This window comes from Marinifilum breve (assembly GCF_003202155.1).
In the GTDB taxonomy this organism is placed as follows: Bacteria; Bacteroidota; Bacteroidia; order Bacteroidales; family Marinifilaceae; genus Marinifilum; species Marinifilum breve.
On sequence record NZ_QFLI01000003.1, the window covers coordinates 361,700 to 382,938 of the forward strand.

Consider the following 21,239-nt stretch of genomic DNA (forward strand, 5'->3'; position numbering starts at 1 on the left):
TGAAGTATAGATAAGGCTAAACTAACATGTAAAATTAAATAATAATTTATGCGATTTGATAAAAAGCAAATTATTCAAGTCTATATAGATATTATTTCACAATACCACCCCCCACTATCACACCTCATATAAACACCTCATTATAAGCAGTTAGAAAAACACCAATGTTATAAATTTCTCATATCAATCATCTCCCAAAATTGATTTTCACTTACCACTTAATCTTCTTAAAAAGCTACAATTTCATTCTAACAAGACAGTATAATTTATGGTGCAACCATAAAAATCATACTAGCCATACATACCAGTTTTACAATATATACCATACATACCAGCTTTACAAAACTTCCAATTTATACCAAATAAAAAGAGTCAAACTCTAAGTCTGACTCTTTTATTATCACAAGGCTGTTAAATCTATAATACATACAAAAGATTCTAAATAACACCACACTTTACCTGTTCAACCCTTCATCCATTTTCCTAATCTCCTCTTCATCAAAACCACTAAAAGTCATTTCCCATATACAATGAGCAATAACATCAACTTCCGAAAAATTTTCAAGACTTTCAGAATTAACAGCCATACCTGCCCATTCATTCCAAGGTGTTAACATCAAACTATAAGTCATAGGAGAACTATCTGATTCTTTTTCAGACAAACTTCGAGCATTAACATGAACATATTTTTGTCCATTATCATCCATATTCTGTACGACAATCTCATACTCACTTTCTTGATGTTCTATGATCTTAAGTTTCTCAAAAACTAGCTTATAACCTTCTATATTACGATTTGAATCTGTGTACAAATTGCACAAAGCTGTTCGAACTTCACCCCATTTATATTTTACTATTAAATCTTTTAGATTCATTCTACGAATGATTTAAATTTCACATCTTTTTTAAACACACAGAAACCCCATTAAAATCTTCACTGCTAAATTTATCTAAGAAAGGACACTAATTTTTGTTTTTAAGAATACCATAAAAAAAAGAATTACAAATACCTTTCATTTCTGCCCAAGCATATTCCATCCCTTGAACACCTTGTTCTCCACTTGTTACAGATCTTGTAATTTCATATTGATATGTAGCAAACGCTCTTATTTTCATTTGTTCCAGTTCATATGAATCAGTAAATAGAATTGCCTCCAATTCAAATTCATCAGCTATATAATCTTCTATTTTCTTCCATGCTGGAGACTGCTTCATCAGCTCCTTCTCATTATCATCTGCTGGATAGTATTGACTTACTAAATTTCTTACCATGAACTAAATTTAACTTCTTATTATGAGAGTATCAAATCTCCATTCCCTTATTTCTTCTTTTTATTTCTTCCTCTTCTTCATCAGATTTTTCACCTAAATCAACACTACCAGTATTTATTGGTATAGATTTATTCTGGATTTTATCATTTTGAATTTCTGGTAAATTCTGTGCGAATCTTGATTCAATAAAATCAGTTAAACTTTCTTTTCCAGCATCAATCTCAAATCCTCCAAATTGATAAAGCAGCTTTTCATCCCCAATCTCAACCTTAATAGATTTTTCATTTAAATAATCAATAAAATCATCTAAACTGGTTGAATACTCAATTGCTTCTGTAATTATACCTTTAAGTTTATGTGTTGAAAGAATTTTCGACATATTAACACCTCTTAATTCGCTCTCCTTTACCTCTATTTCATTATACAAGAACTTTGATTCTTTATCATTGCCATTATAAAAGACAATTCCATTGTCTTTTATAAATTCATTAAAATCAATCAAAGTCCGATTCTTTTCAAATTTCTTGATTACCTCAAAAATATAGTCCTTTGCATTTTCTTTATTGGAGATCTCTATGGTATCATTAATCTTTGACAGTGTAATTTTTCTATCAACAACACTAGCTTTAAATGATTCTCCTTTATACAAAAATGAATAGCCATTCTTTGATTTATTCATTCGAATCAATATTCCCATTTTTTCAATTGCTTCAAAAAAATCATCACGCCCTTTGTAATTTCGATTTAATGATTCCTTAAGGCAATTTCTAAGATCCGATAGAATATTAGCCCGAAACTCTTGCTCAATATTGTATTTGCTCAACTTCTTATAAAGCTCTCCTCCATTAACATTAATTCCTTTAAACTCAAAGCAGATCACTTTTCCACTATTTTTAAATTCTAAGCCAATATTTTTCTTCATTAATGAATTTTTAAAGTCCTCAAAATTCGTAGACTTTTCAGATTTTAATGTTCGAAAAACAGTCTTGGCTAAGTTTGATTTTCCTTGCTTGGTAAGCTCATTGTTTAAAATATATTTTTCATTTTTTGAACCATTTTCAAAAAATGATTCTGATGATAAGAGTAACATTTCTTTTCCTTTTCCAACTTCCGCAGTTTGCTCCAGGTCATATTGTTTTTCCAACTGTCTTAAAATATTTCTACTTCTTACTTTTTCAAAACTATCAGCAACGCATTTGACATCTAGGCCTATTCTATTTACTGCAATATGTACATGCAGTCTTTCCGTATCATTATGCCTTACCATTACATACTGATTCTTCATGTACCCCATATCTTCAAGATATTTATCTGCAATTTCTATTAGTTTTTCATTATCTAGTTTTTCTTCATCACTCTTTGCAAAAGAGAGAACAAAATGCTTGATCGGTTTTTCTATTCTTGGATTACATTGTGATAACATATTAAACTCCCAAGTAATTCTATCAACTCCATCACTTAAGACTGTCTTCTGAAGTATTTCAGAGTCATCTTTAAATAGATACTCTAGCAATCCCTTAATATCTTTTCCTGTGGTTATTCTTCCTATCATATTCCATTTTTAAAAATTGCAAGGTGTACCGAGCAATTTATTTTTGATAAAAAACAAGAGTTAATGAGACTTGCGAATGGTTCCAGATTTCAAAACGGAGTTTTGAGATACGGAAAACACATCTTGCTACCTTCCAAAACTGTCTATTGAATATTATTTTAATATACTAACACAATATTGTAACAGTATAAACACAGCATAGACACAGCATTTGCACAGAATTCATACAGCATAGACACAGCATTTGCACAGAATTCATACAGTATTTACACAGCATCTACACAGCAAATGCACAGCTTGTAATACAATATTTAACACCAAAATCTAGAAATGAAATGTAAAAAGCAGCATTAACACAGCATAGACACAGTATTATAACAGTATACACGCAGCATAACAACAGTATATACACAACATTGAAAAAGTAAATCTTGGCTCAGACTCCAGAATTATTTTAGGATTTTTATTGCTTTTTTCAGGTCAGGATAAGATTCAATATAGGAATCCAGAGCCTCACTAATGACCTTTCCAATTGGTTTTCTATCATAAAAAGCTATTGCCTTTATTTTCTGCAGTTGATCCTGATTATAGTAATATGTAGCTTTCACCGACTTCTCTTTATCAGTTTTTTCTTTAACTGTTTTTTTTGCACTAGGTCGAAGTAATCCATCAATTCCACCCGTAAAATCTTTTTTCTTTACCATACTTTAATATTAACTGAAATTTGAATTGTATTACTGGACCTAATTTTCCTTCTCCAAAATTTCATTACAAAGGTTTAGGTAATCAATTGCTCCATTACTGGTTAGTTGATAACAGAAAATATCTACTCCCAAACTGGGTGCTTCTGCTAATGAAATATTCTCACGGATCTTTGTTGTATATAGCTTGTCTCCAAAATGATTTCTTATTACTTTCTCTGTATCTTTATGTAGAACTTTTCTTTGGTTAAATTGAGTTAAAAGAATTCCCTCCAGTTCAAGTTTTTCATTTAATCTCAACTTAATTTTCTCTGTTACTTCAATTAATTTACTCAAACCCTGTATACTTAAATGATGTGGTAGAACAGGAACCAGAAATGAATTAGAAGCAACAAGTGCATTGATGGAAATTAAACCCAAGGAAGGAGAACAATCAATTAAAATATAATCGTATTTCAAACCTATTTTCTGCAAAATTTCCTTTAATAGGTATTCTCTTCCTGGCTCGTTAGACATCTCAACCTCAAATGCACTTAAATCCAAGGATGACGGCAATAAATCAAGATTCTCATTAATAGAAACTGGATTAAAATCACAATCTCCCTTAATTAGTTTATAAATATTCTCATCATGACTTCTCACACCCAAAGATTGAGATAAGTTGCATTGTGGATCAAGATCTACAGCCAGTACTTTAAAATCATTTAAACTTAAAGCAGCTGCCAAAGAACAAGAGGTAGTTGTTTTTCCAACCCCTCCTTTTTGATTAATAATTGATAATATTTTTGTCATTTTTTTCTTTTTAATTGAATAGTTAGTCAGCAAACTCAACGAAATGCCTACTTGTTTTTTATTATTAGATAGTTACAGTTAAATCACACACTCAGCAAACCAGTCAGCAATCACTAGTTTTCTCTCATTTTTATTACACGATTGCTGACTGGTTTGCTGAGCAAAAACAACCCTCGCAACAAATTGATTTAATAGAAGTTATAGTTCTTTTCCCTGGGATTGCTGACCTTATCATCTAATACGAAAATAATAGTTGCTCTTGCTCCTTTAGGACAGTGTTCATTCATAACCCCAAGTTCACGACTAACCATTTCTTCAAACAAAGATTTAGCCTGCTTCATATTTTTACATCCAGCTACTTTATTATTGTATATATCCCTCAAACTTGCTTTACCTCCATTCCGATTAATCCATCTTTCTGCCAATTCAATCTTTCTATCCGTTTTGCTGGAATTTAATCTAGCATAAACCTTTTTGGCATTCTCCATAAAATACTCAGTTAATTCAATTGCTTTATTTAAGCTATCCAAGTCGATTTGTTCTAAAGCTTTACGCTCCTCACCAAAATGCATTCCTTGTATAACTAAAGCAAATCGAGCAATATACCCTGGAAATTTAGCCCATGCACCTCTTAAGTAGTACGGCATTTCAAATGACATCATCTCTTTATAGATTTTGTTGTTCACGTAATCTTTAAATTCGCTATAAGCTTCTGGAGTGAATTTTGTAACCTGAGGTTCATTTGGATACTCATCTCTTGTAAAATGAGCACTGTATAATCTATTAAAAACACTTATTAATTTGTCATCTAGCTCTTTAGGAACTTCAATATCAGTAATCATAGGAGCAATTTCATCAGGAAAAGAAAATAATATTCTATCAATCAAACCATTATCTTTTCCTGTAAAGATGTCTAATACCTCAGGCTGAATCCCTCCCAATACATTAACAAAAGGATTCTTTGCAAAAACAGGTTCTTTACCCTTTCGATTTATGATTTGAAATATAGCACTCCACAGTTTCAACCACATTTCAAGCTCATTTCCTCCTCCAGATTTATACTGATTCATTCCTTTTATCCATCCTGCCAATTCATCCATATAACACAACACTCCTGAGTGATTATTAATCATCATCTCAGTGATTGCTTCCATTGTAGCATCTGAGGTCATTAATTGCTTTAAGCTTGGCTCTTTTGGTTTTATTGGTAGTTCAACATTTAGCCGTTCCGATTTAGCTAACGATTTCCAATTCTGAAATTCCTTTTCAAACTCTTCATTTTCCTTCTCATATTTCTCCTTATCCTTTAGGTACTGAGCTGAAAATTCATCCTGAAGTTTCCTTAATGGAAGTGTACCCTTATTTAAAGCAGGAGATTTTTTAGTTCCTGGTCTGGAAACAATTGCTGCATAAAAAATTGCAAACTCTCGCCAATCTTTTTTTAACTCCACAACACGTTTATTAGACATAGCCATTGCAAAACACGACAACATAGGAACTGCAATAAATTCCTCAGGACAATTAATTGACTCTGCTGATTTTCTTACAAATTCTGCTATAGTTTTAGGAAAAACATCTATAGGAAATGATTTCGGTACTAATTCATTAAAAGAAGATCTTTTATCCTTTTTTGAAACATTTAAAGAACTATTACTAATAGTAACACCATGATTTTTTGCCAGCCAAAACAATGATTTTATTGAGATCCCTGTGCCTTTAGAATGTAAGAATTTATCAAAATTTAAGTCGCAATCCTCTGCTATATATTCACTATGAAGCCGACTAATTCGATGAAAATATTTTCTACCTCCTTCACCAAAACGATCAATTAGTGCAAATGCTATTGTTCGCCAATTGTCATAACCTTGTGTAATATCCATTGAAGATGATTCCAATGTATCAATTAACTTTTCAACATCATTATTGGTGCTATAAAAATCATATTCAATAATTTTACCCTTAAATTGATCTTGCCATTTACCTGGATCGAAATTCTTCAGAGTGGTCTCATCTGAATTAAAAAACACATCGTCATCATGTGGCAGAAAACAAGCTCTCGCTATATCTTTCCCACTTCCATCAATTTCAATACCATAAGTGGACTTCAAGTAATTTCGAATCCCAATAAAGTATTCATTATGAGTAGCTTTTTCCAAATCAATTCTTACTACCCATTTCAAACCATCCCCGGAAGGAGAAGTAAATAATAGAACCGTTTCAATATTTGCATCTTGACATAGTAGATCTTTTATTGCCTTAACATCATTTAAATGGTCAAGATCAATAACTAACAATCCAGAATATTCAATTATGGATTCACTTGATCTTTTCTCAAAAACACCGGAAAAACACACATAATCAAATTGTGAAGCTTTAAAATTTCGTGCTTCTGCAGGATCTTTAATTTTTCGAAGCATGCTAGTTATTTCCTCGTAATTTGGCTTTTTAATTAGCTTATAAACATCTCGAATACTTATAAATTGATTTGACTTAATGTTTTGAATTGGTCTTTTAAAAAAACTAATGGTTTTTGATTCCTTCTGATGGCATATTTCTACATCAATAAGATTTTCATTATCTTCGCTATGTGAAGAATACGAATTACTATTTTTCATTATAAAATGAATTAAATATTAAATACTAGGTGGGCTGCATCCCACCTTTTTTTTGTTTCTGAATTTTACTTTTGGAATAGATTATAGATTTTTAAAAGAAGCTCTCTCACCTCCTGAATCTCTGCTGAAATTTTTGAGTATTTATTCTGATTTAGCTTCTTAGTTATTTGGTTGATGTTATTTGCTACTCCTGTAAGTTGTCTGTAGTAGGCTTTATGCATAGGAGTCGTTGTAACTTCATACTGTTTTTTACTAAAAGCAGAATTTCTGAGCCAATTGGCAACCGACTGACTTGCCAGTTCTGCCTGTTCTCGCGCTATCTCATTCTCTTTTTTGGTAAGTCTTACACTAACCTGATAAAGGCGTAAATCTTCATATATTTTTCTTGGACGAGCCATAAACTGCAATTAAACTTTTCTATTAATCATCAAGTAAACCTGCTAAATGATTATATTTATGTTTATTTAAAAAAATCAAAAGATCTTTTGCCTCGTATCTATACTCTCCGCCGGAAATACGAATAAAGGATAAGCCCTCTTCTCTGAACCTCTTTATTGTATTAGGACTAATCTTTAGCAATTTCTCAAGATCTTTACTAGTATAAATTCGTACATCACTCTTTCCTGTTTGCTCAATTTTCTCTTCGATTTTTTTTAAAATGCGTTTTTCAAATGCGCTCCAATCCTCTTTTGTTGGAATAAACATCTTAGCCATATTCTTAAATTTAAAATGATAATTTTATCTTAATTCACACTACAAGAACACTCCTTGCAATATGTGGATATTCTAAAAGAGGGAGAAATGAAAACTTCAAAATGAAAATGACAACACAACAACCATACACTGATTATCAACCCACTAATATCTTCTAAAAAATTTCAAAATGATTTTCATATAGTTATAAATTCATGAAAAGGATAGGTAAATGATAAATTTTTAACCTTAAATGATAGACATTAAAAACAGTAATTGACTATAAAACGTCATTTTTGATACAATTAGTTAGAAAAAGCAATAATTTGATGAAATCTGAGAAGAGAGAAAGTCTAGTAAATTATAAGTTTTCAGCCTAATTTGGACAGATCGGTATAAAAGTTAAGAGATGAATTTCTTAACTTTTCATCACCAATAATTGTCTGGAAAATGAAAAAGAAATAAGGCGGCACTCACGCAAGAAGTATTCCGCTGAAGAAAAAATCTGCATCATCATCTACGGCCTGAGGGGTAAATCAAGTATCGCAAAGCTTTGTCGGCAGGAAGGCATCAATGCTAATCTATACTAAAAATGAAGCTAAAATTTCCTTGAAGCTAGCAAGAGCAGGGAAAGGTCGAGTGCTATCACCGAACGATGAAAAACATCGTAAAGTTGGACAACTACTATTATCCCGATGAGCTGAGAGACAGGATTAAAGAATTTGTGGATTATTACAATCATGAAAGGTATCATGAATCCCTAAACAAGCTTGCTCTCTCTGATGTCTACTATGACAGAGATTGGGTACGGTTGCAGCAAAGATCAATTATCAAAAACGAAACCATGAAGAGAAGAAGAAGTATAAACCGGAAGGTAGCTTCCTAAAAGAAGGTAATGGATTCCATCTTTAAAGCAAAGTTAATTGCCTAACAAAAACTATAAAGAGCTGGTAAATGCCCTGCAACAGACGATGTAATGGATAAAAAATTGGATGCATGGTTCTTCGTTCCTGCATATATTGAATACATCAGAAGTACAATCAAATTTTTCAGAAAATTAGGAGGTAAGCTCTTCTCGAGTCTATTTAACCTGCTACTGTGTCATTTCAGGATGGTGAGAAATAATTTCTAAATGCCATTGTGTCACTTCTTCTAATTAAAGTATCATTTCAGAATTATATTTTGCCATTTGCGAATGTTATTTTGTGATTTCATCCTCTTGATTAATCATTTCAGATTACTCATATTGAATTACAAGCTGCTGACTTAGCATTTCAGAATACTCATTTATGAATTCAGATTGGTAATTTGGGAGTTCAGCTCACCAAGCAAATATAAAATTGTATGGCATTGCCTTTTCGGATTGCAAATCCTGTACTCCTTGATCCCTGATTACAAATCAGGGACAGCGAGGTCATTCACAAAGGGCTGAACTAAGGAAAAGGCTTGCTCTTCCAATCCTTCGTGCTTTTGAAAAGTGGATTGTCAACTATTATCCAAAGGTATTGTCCAAAAGAAGGATGGGTAGGGCACTTTCTTATACCTACTCCCTTTTTCGTAGACTGTCACGCTATCAACTTGACTGACGTTACCTGCCAGACAACAATCTTGCAGAAAACGCCATCAGGCCAATGGCTGTAGGAAGAAAGAACTACCTTTTTTGTGGAAATCATGATGCAGCAGAGAATGCTGCCATCATCTATTCATTGCTGGGATGCTGCAAAGCCTGTGGCGTAAACTCACGCGAATGGCTAACTGCTGTATTAACCCGTATCTCTGCTTATAATGGCGATTATTCCAAGGATCTTGCAGATCTGCTGTCACATAATTGGAAAAAATCTGCAAAAGTTTAGAATATTACAACGAATTCCAATCTTTTTTAGAAAACTCTGTAAAATTATAAATCCTGACAAATTTCATTGTTGTAAATGCAATTTGTCAGAACTTGCAATATGGGGTAGACCGTAGGCTTACGTTTGTTTTAATATTAATAACGTCCCAATTTTAATGGGACGCTAGTGGGATAAAATATTAGAATTATACATTCAGTTTTAAAGGATCAGAAACAGAACCTACTTTTTTACTTTCTTTAAAAACTAAGTTTGTATCCGATAATTCTAAGCGCATTTGAGAAAAATCAAAGAGCTTTAATTCGACTTTTTCATCTTCATCGTCTTGATTTCCCATGATAACAAGATAAAATAATGATTGTAAATTGTCTTCTGTTGAAACAGGTTTGATTACAATTCCTCTGCATTCACCATTAATAAATGCTCCAATCATATCGTTTTCTTCATCTCCAATTTTTAAACTTTCACTATTTACTGTACAAACCACCTGCATAGAACTTTGATATTTTGCGGAGTTTACATTCCATTGGGGGATTTCTTCCAAGCGAACAAATTCGGCGTCATCACTTCCGCATGATACACACAAAAGAAGTGTTAATATATTAGTTAATATTGTTGTATATTTTTTCATATCTATTTTTCATTATTGATTTCTGGAAAAGTAATATTAGATTTTTAGTACTTTTAAAATGAATGTCATATTTCCAATTTTCGCTTTGACTAAATAGATTCCTCTTGTTAAATTGTTCATTTTGCATTCTAATTTATTAATTCCTTCCACTCCTGTAATTTCAGGAGAAACCATTATTAAATTACCGGTAATATCATACATCGAATAACTTATTGCATTAGGATGAGAAAGCTTAAAGTGTATACTTGCCCTTTCTTTAACTGGATTTGGACAAACCCAGACTTTGTCTTCGGAAAAATCTGCTTTTAACTGTTTTCCTCTTAAAACAACAGGCGCTGAATATGTTCCTAATGCAATATCGTTGTTATAAGTGCATTCTGAGAATAACTCATAAACTCCCATGTTATTTTTTATTTTAAACTCTATCTTTTTACCATTGTCAGATGGATTTCCAAAAACGGAAATATACTGATAATCTTGATTTAATTTAGCCTTAGCTCTTACTTCATCATCTATCAAAGCAAAAATAGTATCTGCTTTTTCGGTATCTTTTAATACTGCCAACACAGAAGTAACTCCTTGATAATCTTTAAAAATGTTATTTTGAACTACTTTATTTAACTGGGCTGACTTAGTTGTATTGGAAGTAAGCATACTGGAAGCCGGATACTTAAATGTTATCGTTTCTTCTCCATTTCTTTTTAACAGATAACCTCTCCCAGGTTCCATAAAAGTTAATGTACCTTGCCAGTCGAATCCATCATACATGGCAAAAGCAGTCTGGCTCACCAATACATCATTTTCTGATGCCTGATAATCAGACAGAGCTTCATTTACTGTCATATTAACATTAGGCAGATATCCAATTCTGTTCCAACCATTAGTTACTTCTATTTCATGAATGTTTATTGAGACTTGTACTCCATCAATATGTAAGTTTCCTCCATTATTTATAAAGAACTTATATAATTTGGCTGGTTTCGGCATCTCTAAAGTACCTACCCATCCTGCTGATGCATGATAGTCAGTCATGGTCATTGTTTCTTCATCAACAATATAATCGCCTTGTGTAGCATTTATACTATGCATAAATGTATTAACATTGTCATATTCGGATTGAATATTAAACGACACCCACGTCCATCCTTTATTCAGTTGAATATCGGAGAACTTCAATTTCCCACATTCAAAATAGACAGGTTGAGAAAACGAACCATTTATGGATTGGTTAGAAAAATTAAAGCTTGGTTTTGTTGTCGTATAAATCTCCCCACTGCTAGCATCATAAACTCTAAAAATAAGTTTTTCTCCATCTTTGTCTGCATAAACAGTAAATAGTGCAAAATATTCATCGAAATCTTTTATATATTCAACATTCGCAACTCCTCTGCACTCTTCTCCAACAAAAACACCAATAATATCATTTACATCAGTTGAGACAATATCATTGATTCTGATTTTTGATACAAAACTCATGTTCTTTTTAAAGTTATGAGGGTCAACAGTCCAATCGGGAACATTACCTATTACATTAAGTTTTAAATGTAATTTCTCATCGTAATGAAAATTTGAACTTAAATAGATATGTTCGTCGTATGTACCAACATTTAAGCCTTCGTGTATTTTAAATTCAATTGCTAAATTAGAATTGGGAGCAATGGTTCCGGAAGTTTTTGATGCTGATAACCAAGCAGGCATATTTAAACTAAAATCCTGATGATTACCACTTAAATTTACGATTGTAGCTGTAAAAACTTTTTCGGAATTTACCTTAGCTTTAAGATCTAATTCTTCAAATTCCCACTCCAAAGGACTTTGTAAAACATATGCTGTCCATGTTTTTGGACTTTCTTGTCGGTTGCCATGCATATCCCATAAGCCTTTAACCGATATTTCCATTACGGTTCGTTCAATTATTGCAGGCTCAGTCGGTTCAGGTGTGATAATAAATTCATCATCATTTAGCACATAATCATACTTTAGGCTTACATGAGATTTTTCCCGTTTAATGTTAGGTGTTAAATCTGAAAAGTTTTCATTCCCAATAAGGGTTAAGTTTCCGCAATAACTTTTGTTTTCTTTTGAATAAGGATCAACTGAAGCATCTTTTAAACTTGGTTCAGACTCCAAAACATTCATTACACTTGCATAAGTTTCGAATGGAAAATATGCTTTAATACCAGCACTTGTACCTTTTATGCGGGTATTACGGTATATTTTCATGAGTTCTTGCGAACGAGCCATATTCCAAATCTTAAGTTCGTCAATATGTCCGGTATAACGATTTGTTGGATCAGTAAGTCCATCAAAAGGATTCAAACCTCCAATTGCCAATTCAGATCCATACAAACATCCAAAAGAAATACCTTTTACTTTTTCTTGTAAATGACCGTCAATAAATAACATGGCACTTCCGGTACGATGAACTGCTAGTGAAAAATGATGCCAACTGTCATCGGTTACTTTAGAACGTGACATCATATGTAAACCGTTAGATTTAACTTCTATAAATCCATTTTCGGTTATATTTACACATATGATTTTATTAAGATACTCTAAATCTTTATCAGGATTACCATTTGACAGAAGGGTTGAACTATGCGCATTCTCTTTAGCCCTAAACCAGCACTCCAGAGTCATATCGGTTTCGTTGCTGATAGGAATTGAACTGATGTTGGCAGTCAATGCTGTTGAACCATCAAAATAAAACGAATTACCTGCAGGTTCTACTAACCAGGATGCATTTGTAGTAGCATGGCGAGCTGATGCCTTGTCAGTTAGTAAATCACCAAAAGCTTCATCAATAGGGTAATATCCAATTAAATCTATTTCACTACCACTTAATGTTTTATCCTTTTGTGCATAAATAGTAGAAAATTGTAATTCTTTATTCCAAATTCTTAAATCGTGTAATTTTCCTTTAAAGGAATTAGTGTTTTGATTTTTACCTGCTTTTCCTAAAATTAAATCAGTATTATGAATAATATCATTTATTACTTCCCAATTGTCGATCAGTATTTCATCATCTTCGTATAGAGAGATTTTATGCTTGTTGCTATTGAAAGCGATGGCATAATGATGCCATTCATTATCTGTTGCCTCTGTTATTCTAGTTACTGTTTGAATGTTTCCATTGTATAATAATGAAAGCTTGTTTTCACTTGCCGACAATTTAAATCCTTCTTTTTCGGAGACCATATAAGATAAAATATCACCTTCTGCATTCTTAGGTAAGGATGCCCAAAATTCTACCGTAAAACTTTTTTCGGCAAGCTGCAAACCCGGATTTGTTCGGGCGTAGGTTTTTTCGCCATCAAATTGTAAAGATGTAGAGTGATCGATAGCAATATTGTTTGGTACTACCGATATTTCAATATTTGACATCTTAGTAATTTTGCCGGCATCAATAGTTTCATCAAATCGAATTCCGATATCTTCACCAAAGGAAAGAATTCCATCGTTTGGATGAGGGGTGCCAAAAACTTTTGGAGGTTTCATATCCTTGATTCCACTCAATTCGGCCGAATGTGATTCAGAACCATCGGTACACAATGCACGAGCCCTAATAATATATTCACCATCTGCAATATTCTTCATGTTCCAGGGAAAAATAATTTTTCCCTTGTCTTCCAGAATTTCCATCGACGGATCCTCTGAATTATAATCAGAATTTGTTTCATTCTTAAACCATGAATGTGTTGTAATCCATTGAGATGAGGACGTAGCCCTATATTGAAAATCTATTTTTTCTAAAGTGGGCAGGTTGTAGTTAAATCCTTCAAGTGTTACATTTAGTATTTCACCGCTTTCTTTATTTTGTACCCATTTATCATTTGGAGCAGTCATTTCTATAGGACTACACTCTGCTGTGAAATGAGCCGATACGACTATAGAATCACAAATATCTTCGATATGATCCATAGGATTGTATTGACATATCGAATGCATTACTATTTTAATATCTTCATAAGTATCGCTCTCACTTTTATGCAATTCCATTACTTTGTGAATACTGGTACCTGCCGGAATAAGGAATGTAGCTCCCGAATTGATTCTCATTCCTCCCAGAAAAACGGTTGCTCCCAAAGGATTCGATCCTCCTGCGACATTCACTTTGTAGTATAAATCATGTCCCGATTCTGATTCATTGCTTAAGGTTACATTGTAAATGGCAGGCTGGTTGGCTGGAATATTAGATTGAACAGCATGGTCGACTGTAATTTTTGGCTTTTCCACCTGCAGGGTAGCTACATTTAATTCTGTTCCAGGTGCATAATATTCTGTCGCTTCTTTTCCCTGGTAAGGACAGGAAGTTTGCCCACCCCGAACTTTAAATATGGGACCGTGACCCTTTTGACAGTCGTTTACATCTACTGTATAATAGTCGGTTGTGTTGTTGTCGGCCAGTGTGTAACTTACTGTTTTATTTTTTGTTTCACTGTTTTCTTTAGTTTTTCCTACAGTTGAAGTTGTGGTTAGTGATAGGTCTGTTTTGTAACCAACCTCATTAATTTCCAGCCCTAATACTGTTGATAATTCTAGTGACATTGTAAATTCAAAATTGAACGTACTTTTTTTAGTTCGACTTGTTGTCATAGAGTTTTCATAAACAGTTCCGGCATCAAAGGAGATATTGCTATGTTTGGCATTGGGCTTCGATTCCAGTTTTTCTCTTTCGTTTTGAGCCAAAATAGCTTTCCATTGTTTAATCTGGTTATTATAAAAACGAACAGAGTCTTGAGTCCATGCATCAGGGGTTGCTTTAAATTCTTCTTTGCTAATTGGTTTAAAAATATATGAGGGAGCTTTGGGATCGGTACTTACCTGTCCATCTTTATCAATAGCACGTTCTCCCCAAACAGAGTCGTCGTTATTGGTTCCATATTTTGGATCTTTAGAATCTTTAAGTACCAATTGATACTTATTACTTTGTGTTTGAAATAAATTATTGCGTAATTTTTTCAAATCAGGTATCAGATTGTATTTAATGTGGTTTTGAGTGTAAACAAACATGGTGTTGAACTCAGGAGAAATACGTATCCCTTCGTCTAAAATAAGGGCATGTCCATTGTGTTTTCCTACAACAATAGCACCTGAAGCCAGAGACGATTCTTTAACTGCCTTTATTTCTTTTGATGTTCCATAAACTATATTCGAAGAAGTGCCTAAAAAGACATCTGCATCGCTTCCTACGTAATGATTGGAATTACTAGTCTTATAGGAATCAGTATATGTAGTAGTGTTTATTTTAGTATTAGATGACTTTAAGAAGGTTTTCATTGCAACGTTTCTATGAAGTTCATCTGTTACTTCTATTTCACTAAAGGTCATTACTCCAACACCAGATCCAATAGTTGTTTTTGCTCCTAGATTATTAGTCACTTTTAAGCTTCCTAAAACGGATTCTCCAAGACTAAATGTTTCTGTTTTTGTTACAGAAAATCCTTTTTTAATAGAAGCAAAACTATTGGATCCGGGAGGGTCTCGTAATATGAAATCCACTTTGTCGGGCCCTTTGGTGACAAAGTCATTTCCAGTTGGTTTAACTCCTATAAAATATGCTCTGTATGGTTCTTCGTTGGAAGGCCAATTGGCAAATAGTCCACTTTGGGTCTGGAGTTTCATATCCATGTATTTTGTATAACTCCGCTCTGGACTCTCACGATCTGTTGTCAGATTGGGACCACTTGCCAGAAACGAGAATACTGCATGTCCAAGACTATCCAGTTTAAATTCAGGTGAACCTTCTTGTGATTTTGCAAAGTCAGTATTTACTTTTATAGTTCCATCTGTTACAGGTACTTTATCAAGCTCTGAAATAGGTGAATCATCATCTTTGTTTTCATAAGGTTCGAATGCTGATACCTGGTAACAATATAGGTTACCCGAAATAAAAACAGGATGTCCAAAAACATCATTGTTATCCTTGTCAAACAAATCAATTTCTACTTCTTCGTTATTCTCTGTTTTATAGGTTAATGATTTTTCAGACAGTATAGGATCTGTTTTTTTTGGATCGTCGACATCTACAGAAACAACCGAAACCTGAGGCTTTGATCGGTAAATAATATTCTTTTTTAGACAGTATTGATATTTATTTACAGTTTCAAGAGTTTTAACACCATCTTTATCGGTAAAAACAGAATCAACTTCTTCGTTTTTTCGTATTGTTTCCAGGTTGCAAATATTTCCATAATCGACAGGACGTAACTTAAGCTTACTCTTTGTTTCTGAGAGTTTTGTTATGATATAGTTTTCTGGCAACAACCATACTTCATATTCTCCTGTTTTGGGATTGGTAGAAAAAGTTGTGAACGGACTTGATGCCAATTCTTCTGTATCTAAATCGAAGCTTTTTTCTGTTGTTAAAGTAGCTGTAACAACTCCAATGTTATTTATTGATTTACCAAATCCAATTTTTTTATCTCCTTCACGAGTTCCTCCAACAATACGTCCGGCCAGTTTTACTCTTGTGGTATCAATAAATTGCAAACCACTAAGAGGTTCTTTAAAATAGTGATAATCAGGAGTTGATTCATGCTGACGAGGAGGGTAGTGCATGGATGCAAATACATGTCCCTGTTTCTCTACAGTTATAAAGTGATTTCCAATGGGTACATCAATTTGAAATTCTCCTTGTCTGTCTGTTGTAATCGGTTTTTTATCCGAATCTACAACATTGTTACCATCCACTTTTAAATAGACACCTTCAACAGGAAAATCGGTATTTTCGTACTTGACAAAACCACTTACCTTAAAGGAAGAAACATCCTCAAAATCGATTTTATTATGCACTAACGAATTTTCACTGATAAACTCTGAACGAACCGATGGCTCAAACTTATGAATGCCTTTCATGGGCACTATATTAAAAGTTTGTCCCGTTCCCTTAAATATAATTCCAGTAACTGAATAATTTCCATTTTTATCGGTTAAACCACACAGAGATAATTTAGATATTGGAGGAATCAGGTTGCTAAAGTTAATATCACCTTTGGTAAAACGACCATGATTTTTATTATATCGAGCTCCTTTCTTTGACATATCAAAAGCAAACTCTCCAAGTCCTTCGTCCAGTCTCCAGTATAAAATCAATCCTTTTTCATCACCGGAAAGAAAACGCCAGTAGTTGTTCTTAATTTGCTCTTTACTTCGTGCTAGATTCCAACATCTTATTTCATCAATACATCCGATGGTATTTTTGATAAACGAAATTGGTTTAGCTTCTCGTATGTCAATAATCGTATTGTATTCAGTAAACTCTAATGGTTCCCCATTTAAATAAATTTTAATGGGATGAAGTGGATCTTTTGATCTTACCAATGCAAGATGGTTAAACTCTCCAAATTTAAATACTGAATTATCGAGAGGTTCTGTACGGAATAATTTGCTTCCAATATAAAGCTCTAAACATCTATCGAATAAATTAGGATCGTGCACAAAAGATAATCTAAATGCATCTTCAGCACTTACTAAAACTGCTTCTTGCTTTACGTCATTAAGATTAAAAAAGAATTCGATAGTAAATTCATCTGTAACATCAATAGGATCATCTGTCACCACTCCTGTAGAAGAACCATTACTTCGCAAGCTACTCCCCAAAGGTTGTGTATTCCCATTTCGATTGATAGCTACCTTTACATTTTCGACTGCATTTCCTCCTTTAAACGAAACGTTACCGTGTATGGTGCCACAGGGTTTGCGAAAGCCTATAGCTTTCAGCATATTACTTTCGGTGATAACTGTTTCTCCATTTGCATGTTCACAATGTCCAATGGCTTTTACCTGATATTCATACAAAGTTCCTGCTTCAGCGGTTTCATCAACAAAAGCATTTGTATTGGTGTTATTGGTAACTTTTATTAATTCTACATCCTGATTTGTATCATACTCTTTACGGAATATTCTAAAGTTATCACATTTACCCAGATCTTTTCCTTTCCACTCCAAATTAATGCTATTGTTAAAATAACCTTTCGATGCTTCCAGACTCTGCATTACATCATTAATATCGTCGTCAAGCACCACACTTTTCCAATCGGTAAATACTGATTGAGTACTATTGGTAGCTTTAACTCTATATTCATATACCTTACATGTTTTAATTGAAGCATCGAAAAATTGTCCCCGATCATCCGGAGTCAAATCAACAACATCTCCAGTTGCAACATCTTTTCGTTGTATCATGTAATTTTCAACCCCAGGACAGTTTAACCAGGTAATTTTAGCACCATTTTTTCCATCTTCATTTGTGCCATTATGCAGTTGAAAATCGGCAGGTTCAGTAGGTTTTTTTTCAATCGTTATTTTACCAAATTCCTTGCTGTAGGTTGTTATATCATCTGCTCCTACAAAAGGCGAGCTTCGTATCGTTTTGGTTCGGTATAAATATTCATCTTTGTGCTGAAAATTAGAAATATCATCAATAAAATGATACTCCAATATATGATGACTGCCTACATCGACAGACTCCCCACTTGACAAATGATTTCCTACATCTCTCCAGGTTGAGCCATTATCAGAACTAACCTGCAAGGCAACTGATTTAATAAAATTCTTGTTGACATCGATTTGTTTACTCACAATGCTGGCAGAACCACTACAATTATCATATTCAATGTTAAAAGTTTCATTGTATTCAGCATTATCCTGCTCAAATAGCTGAATGTTAAACTCATGACTTGAAGTATCCCAACCTCCTACTTCTGGTTGAATGTTATAAAAATTCCATTTAACCCACAAATCGAACCAATGACTTTTTTTAAAAAAGTCAAACCTGTCAGAAGCATCATATTTTTTAGAATCAGCAAAATTCCAGTAAATATCGGAATATTTATAAATTCCTTCCCAATATGGTTCACCAATAACTACATCTCCAAAAAAATCAGCACATTTTTTATCCAGTACAACACTGTTTCCTTGTGATTTTATCCAAAACAGATCAGTCCAGTCATTAAGATGACATTGAAGCATAAATTCTGAAAGCCTGCCTGCCGACTCATCACTCCCATATTTTTGTGCGGTACGTAACTTTACTTTTATCCTGTTATTTTCATAATCATATTCTGCTAGAGAATACCCATGTTTTTTTACATCGGGAACAAAAGTTTCTGGTAAATTTACAACATGTGTTTCATTAATATAAGTAGGGCCATGTTCCCATTCCCACTCTCCTTCAATTTTAAATATCATTTTACCGGGAAATTCAGATTTTAGAGTGATGCCTATAGCCCCATCCTGATCTCCATCGCCTCTATAATTTCTATCATACGGAATGGAATAACCATTGCCATAATTTTTCATTTCATCATCTGTAAATACACGAAGATTACTATGAAAGTTTGAGGATTCTAATATGGTACTGTTTCGTTTTAAATCTTCTCCATTCTCAAAATTGGTATAATTATTATGAACTAAATGAGATCTAAACACTTCAACATATTCATTTGTATGAGGATTTAATATCGATATTTTCACATTTTTCAGCCAATCATCGTTTCCATCTGTACAATAACTTGTAAAGTGTATAAAAACAGTATTGTTTTTTATCTCCCAATAAGGACCTCCAAAATCCATGGCATAGGAACTTATTGTACTTAATAAGAAAGCAAGTAATAGTAGATGTTTTTTCATTTGCTTAAAATTTATAGAATATTTGTTTTTTGATGTCCTATCATAATAATATTAATTCATAACGTTTGCAAAATTAATATTATATTTGATCAATAGCGTCCTAAATAATAAAATCATATAAATAGAGTTCCGTATTCATGCGTTTTACAGAGCGCAGAACCTCATATTTCAAAACAAAACCCTTTGTATTGCTTCATTTGTATTCTTAGACGGTTCATCAAATGGTTTATCCAACCATTTTTGAAGGTCTATTTAAAAAAAAAGATTTAAACGAATAAAGGCAACAAAGTTTGATAACCTCCTCCCAAATTTAGAAAGAGCTTTCAAGTATTTTAGGACAAGTATGGTTATTAATGCAGTCCAAATTTGAATCATTACACCATTTTCACTTGTTCCGATAAATGATTTAATGTGTAATAGCTGTTTTATTTCTCTGAAGAATATCTCAATTTGCCACCTACTCTTGTATAGCTCGCTAATAGTGTTTGCTGTCCAAGACATTTGGTTAGTGATAAGTTCAATCACCTGCTTCTTATCATCCCATATAGCAACTCTTCTAAGTCTTTTAGGGTACTTGCGTTTTGCCTGCGCTCCAGTAAACTCAATAATTTCATCTACTAGTACCTGTTGGTGTCTATTTTCAGGTAGTTCATTTTAGAAACAAAAAAACCTTAGTTATTGTTGATATTTTAGAATTCATTACGTTTTTCACAATAACAAGCTTATGATTTTGGTCAGGGAAAGAATTTTACTTAAGCGAACAGGATTTATCAAAAACTTATTGAAGATGACAAAACCGTAAGTGCTAAAATAATTAAGGATACCTTATTAAAATACCAGACAAACACCAGCTCTCTTGTAAAAGCATTTGAACAGCACAATACACTTTTAAAAGAGCGAGTAGGAATTGACTACTCTCCTTCTACTTACAAAAGATACGAGACTACCCTAGATCACATCAAAAACTTTAAAAAAGTAATATTTCTGGCTATCAAAAAGGAATGGCTTGACAAGTATCCATTTGTTAATTTTATAGTAAAGCCAGAAGAAACCAAAAGAGTTTCTTTATCACAAGAGGAGTTGGATTAACAAGAAAAAAAGGTTCTATATGAAATATAGTGGGTAACTATATCGATTATTATTTGAAAACAATAATTCTTTAGTTTAACTATATTTTGCTCAAGCCGCATGGCTCTTACTTTTTCAATCGATGAAAAAGTAAGCAAAAAATCTAGGGCGTGTAAGCACAAACTCCTTCTACTTGAAAACATTAAGTTCGGCGGGGTGATCTTCTCTCCCGATTATGAATTTTGTTGCATTTGGCTCCCAAATGCTTACAAATTCTATTTCGGGACGAAGCTTCCCCGTCTCTCTATATGTTTTCTGCGGATAAGAAGCTTGTCCTTCCAGTGCCCACTAATGCAGTTCGAACAAAGTAGAAATAATTTTTTAACTTATAAGCTAGCTAATTTTATAAACTACCCACTATAAATCATACAG

12 protein-coding genes and 2 pseudogenes are annotated in these 21,239 nt (G+C 33.1%); 3 read left to right on the forward strand and 11 right to left on the reverse strand.

The window, feature by feature from the left end; translation table 11 throughout:
• Nucleotides 1-455 precede the first annotated feature (455 nt).
• The 8 genes from DF185_RS09210 to DF185_RS09245 form a co-directional block, all read right to left on the reverse strand.
• Nucleotides 456-875, reverse strand: coding sequence for a DUF6557 family protein (locus DF185_RS09210; RefSeq protein ID WP_110360446.1), 420 nt, complete (start codon nt 873-875; stop codon nt 456-458).
• Nucleotides 876-963: 88 nt separating this feature from the next.
• On the reverse strand, nt 964-1,272 hold the full coding sequence (locus tag DF185_RS09215; RefSeq protein WP_110360447.1) for a hypothetical protein: 309 nt from the start codon (nt 1,270-1,272) through the stop codon (nt 964-966).
• A gap of 31 nt (nt 1,273-1,303) precedes the next feature.
• A complete protein-coding gene (locus tag DF185_RS09220; protein WP_110360448.1) occupies nt 1,304-2,824 on the reverse strand; it encodes a relaxase/mobilization nuclease domain-containing protein in 1,521 nt (506 codons plus the stop codon).
• Nucleotides 2,825-3,273: 449 nt separating this feature from the next.
• Entirely contained in the window at nt 3,274-3,528 is a 255-nt protein-coding gene (locus DF185_RS09225) for a hypothetical protein (RefSeq protein ID WP_110360449.1), read from the reverse strand.
• Between the two features lie 39 nt (nt 3,529-3,567).
• Nucleotides 3,568-4,317, reverse strand: coding sequence for a ParA family protein (locus DF185_RS09230; RefSeq protein ID WP_110360450.1), 750 nt, complete (start codon nt 4,315-4,317; stop codon nt 3,568-3,570).
• A 188-nt stretch (nt 4,318-4,505) separates the two neighbouring features.
• Nucleotides 4,506-6,932, reverse strand: a complete 2,427-nt coding sequence (locus DF185_RS09235) for a DUF3987 domain-containing protein (protein WP_110360451.1) — start codon at nt 6,930-6,932, stop codon at nt 4,506-4,508.
• A gap of 65 nt (nt 6,933-6,997) precedes the next feature.
• Nucleotides 6,998-7,330 carry a plasmid mobilization protein gene (locus tag DF185_RS09240; RefSeq protein WP_110360452.1) on the reverse strand — a complete coding sequence of 111 codons (333 nt, stop codon included), beginning with the start codon at nt 7,328-7,330 and terminating at the stop codon, nt 6,998-7,000.
• Nucleotides 7,331-7,352: 22 nt separating this feature from the next.
• Complete coding sequence (locus DF185_RS09245) at nt 7,353-7,646, reverse strand: helix-turn-helix domain-containing protein (RefSeq protein ID WP_110360453.1); 294 nt, start codon at nt 7,644-7,646, stop codon at nt 7,353-7,355.
• 610 nt (nt 7,647-8,256) lie between these two features.
• On the opposite strand from DF185_RS09245, the pseudogene DF185_RS24200 reads away from it, so the two are divergent.
• From DF185_RS24200 to DF185_RS24515, 3 genes and pseudogenes are all read left to right on the forward strand, one after another.
• Nucleotides 8,257-8,511: pseudogene (locus tag DF185_RS24200) on the forward strand (integrase core domain-containing protein); the annotation flags it as partial.
• A 505-nt stretch (nt 8,512-9,016) separates the two neighbouring features.
• Nucleotides 9,017-9,298, forward strand: a pseudogene (locus DF185_RS24510) (IS66 family transposase); the annotation flags it as partial.
• Nucleotides 9,299-9,331: 33 nt separating this feature from the next.
• Nucleotides 9,332-9,478 carry a transposase domain-containing protein gene (locus DF185_RS24515; protein ID WP_438830234.1) on the forward strand — a complete coding sequence of 49 codons (147 nt, stop codon included), beginning with the start codon at nt 9,332-9,334 and terminating at the stop codon, nt 9,476-9,478.
• 184 nt (nt 9,479-9,662) lie between these two features.
• On the opposite strand, the gene DF185_RS09265 is transcribed toward DF185_RS24515, so the two are convergent.
• The 3 genes from DF185_RS09265 to DF185_RS24205 form a co-directional block, all read right to left on the reverse strand.
• Nucleotides 9,663-10,106, reverse strand: a complete 444-nt coding sequence (locus tag DF185_RS09265) for a hypothetical protein (protein ID WP_110360457.1) — start codon at nt 10,104-10,106, stop codon at nt 9,663-9,665.
• Between the two features lie 36 nt (nt 10,107-10,142).
• Nucleotides 10,143-19,739, reverse strand: a complete 9,597-nt coding sequence (locus tag DF185_RS09270) for a LamG-like jellyroll fold domain-containing protein (RefSeq protein WP_110360458.1) — start codon at nt 19,737-19,739, stop codon at nt 10,143-10,145.
• Nucleotides 19,740-19,991: 252 nt separating this feature from the next.
• Entirely contained in the window at nt 19,992-20,348 is a 357-nt protein-coding gene (locus DF185_RS24205) for a transposase (protein WP_207784619.1), read from the reverse strand.
• Between the last annotated feature and the right edge of the window lie 891 nt (nt 20,349-21,239).

Excerpts from the sequence above, each read along its gene's own strand:
- DF185_RS09225 (WP_110360449.1), bottom strand. The coding sequence starts at position 3,528 with ATGGTAAAGAAAAAAGATTTTACGGGTGGAATTGATGGATTACTTCGA.
- DF185_RS09245 (WP_110360453.1), bottom strand. The coding sequence starts at position 7,646 with ATGGCTAAGATGTTTATTCCAACAAAAGAGGATTGGAGCGCATTTGAA.
- DF185_RS09235 (WP_110360451.1), bottom strand. The coding sequence starts at position 6,932 with ATGAAAAATAGTAATTCGTATTCTTCACATAGCGAAGATAATGAAAAT.
- DF185_RS09220 (WP_110360448.1), bottom strand. The coding sequence starts at position 2,824 with ATGATAGGAAGAATAACCACAGGAAAAGATATTAAGGGATTGCTAGAG.
- DF185_RS09270 (WP_110360458.1), bottom strand. The coding sequence starts at position 19,739 with ATGAAAAAACATCTACTATTACTTGCTTTCTTATTAAGTACAATAAGT.
- DF185_RS09240 (WP_110360452.1), bottom strand. The coding sequence starts at position 7,330 with ATGGCTCGTCCAAGAAAAATATATGAAGATTTACGCCTTTATCAGGTT.
- DF185_RS09230 (WP_110360450.1), bottom strand. The coding sequence starts at position 4,317 with ATGACAAAAATATTATCAATTATTAATCAAAAAGGAGGGGTTGGAAAA.
- DF185_RS09215 (WP_110360447.1), bottom strand. The coding sequence starts at position 1,272 with ATGGTAAGAAATTTAGTAAGTCAATACTATCCAGCAGATGATAATGAG.
- DF185_RS09210 (WP_110360446.1), bottom strand. The coding sequence starts at position 875 with ATGAATCTAAAAGATTTAATAGTAAAATATAAATGGGGTGAAGTTCGA.
- DF185_RS09265 (WP_110360457.1), bottom strand. The coding sequence starts at position 10,106 with ATGAAAAAATATACAACAATATTAACTAATATATTAACACTTCTTTTG.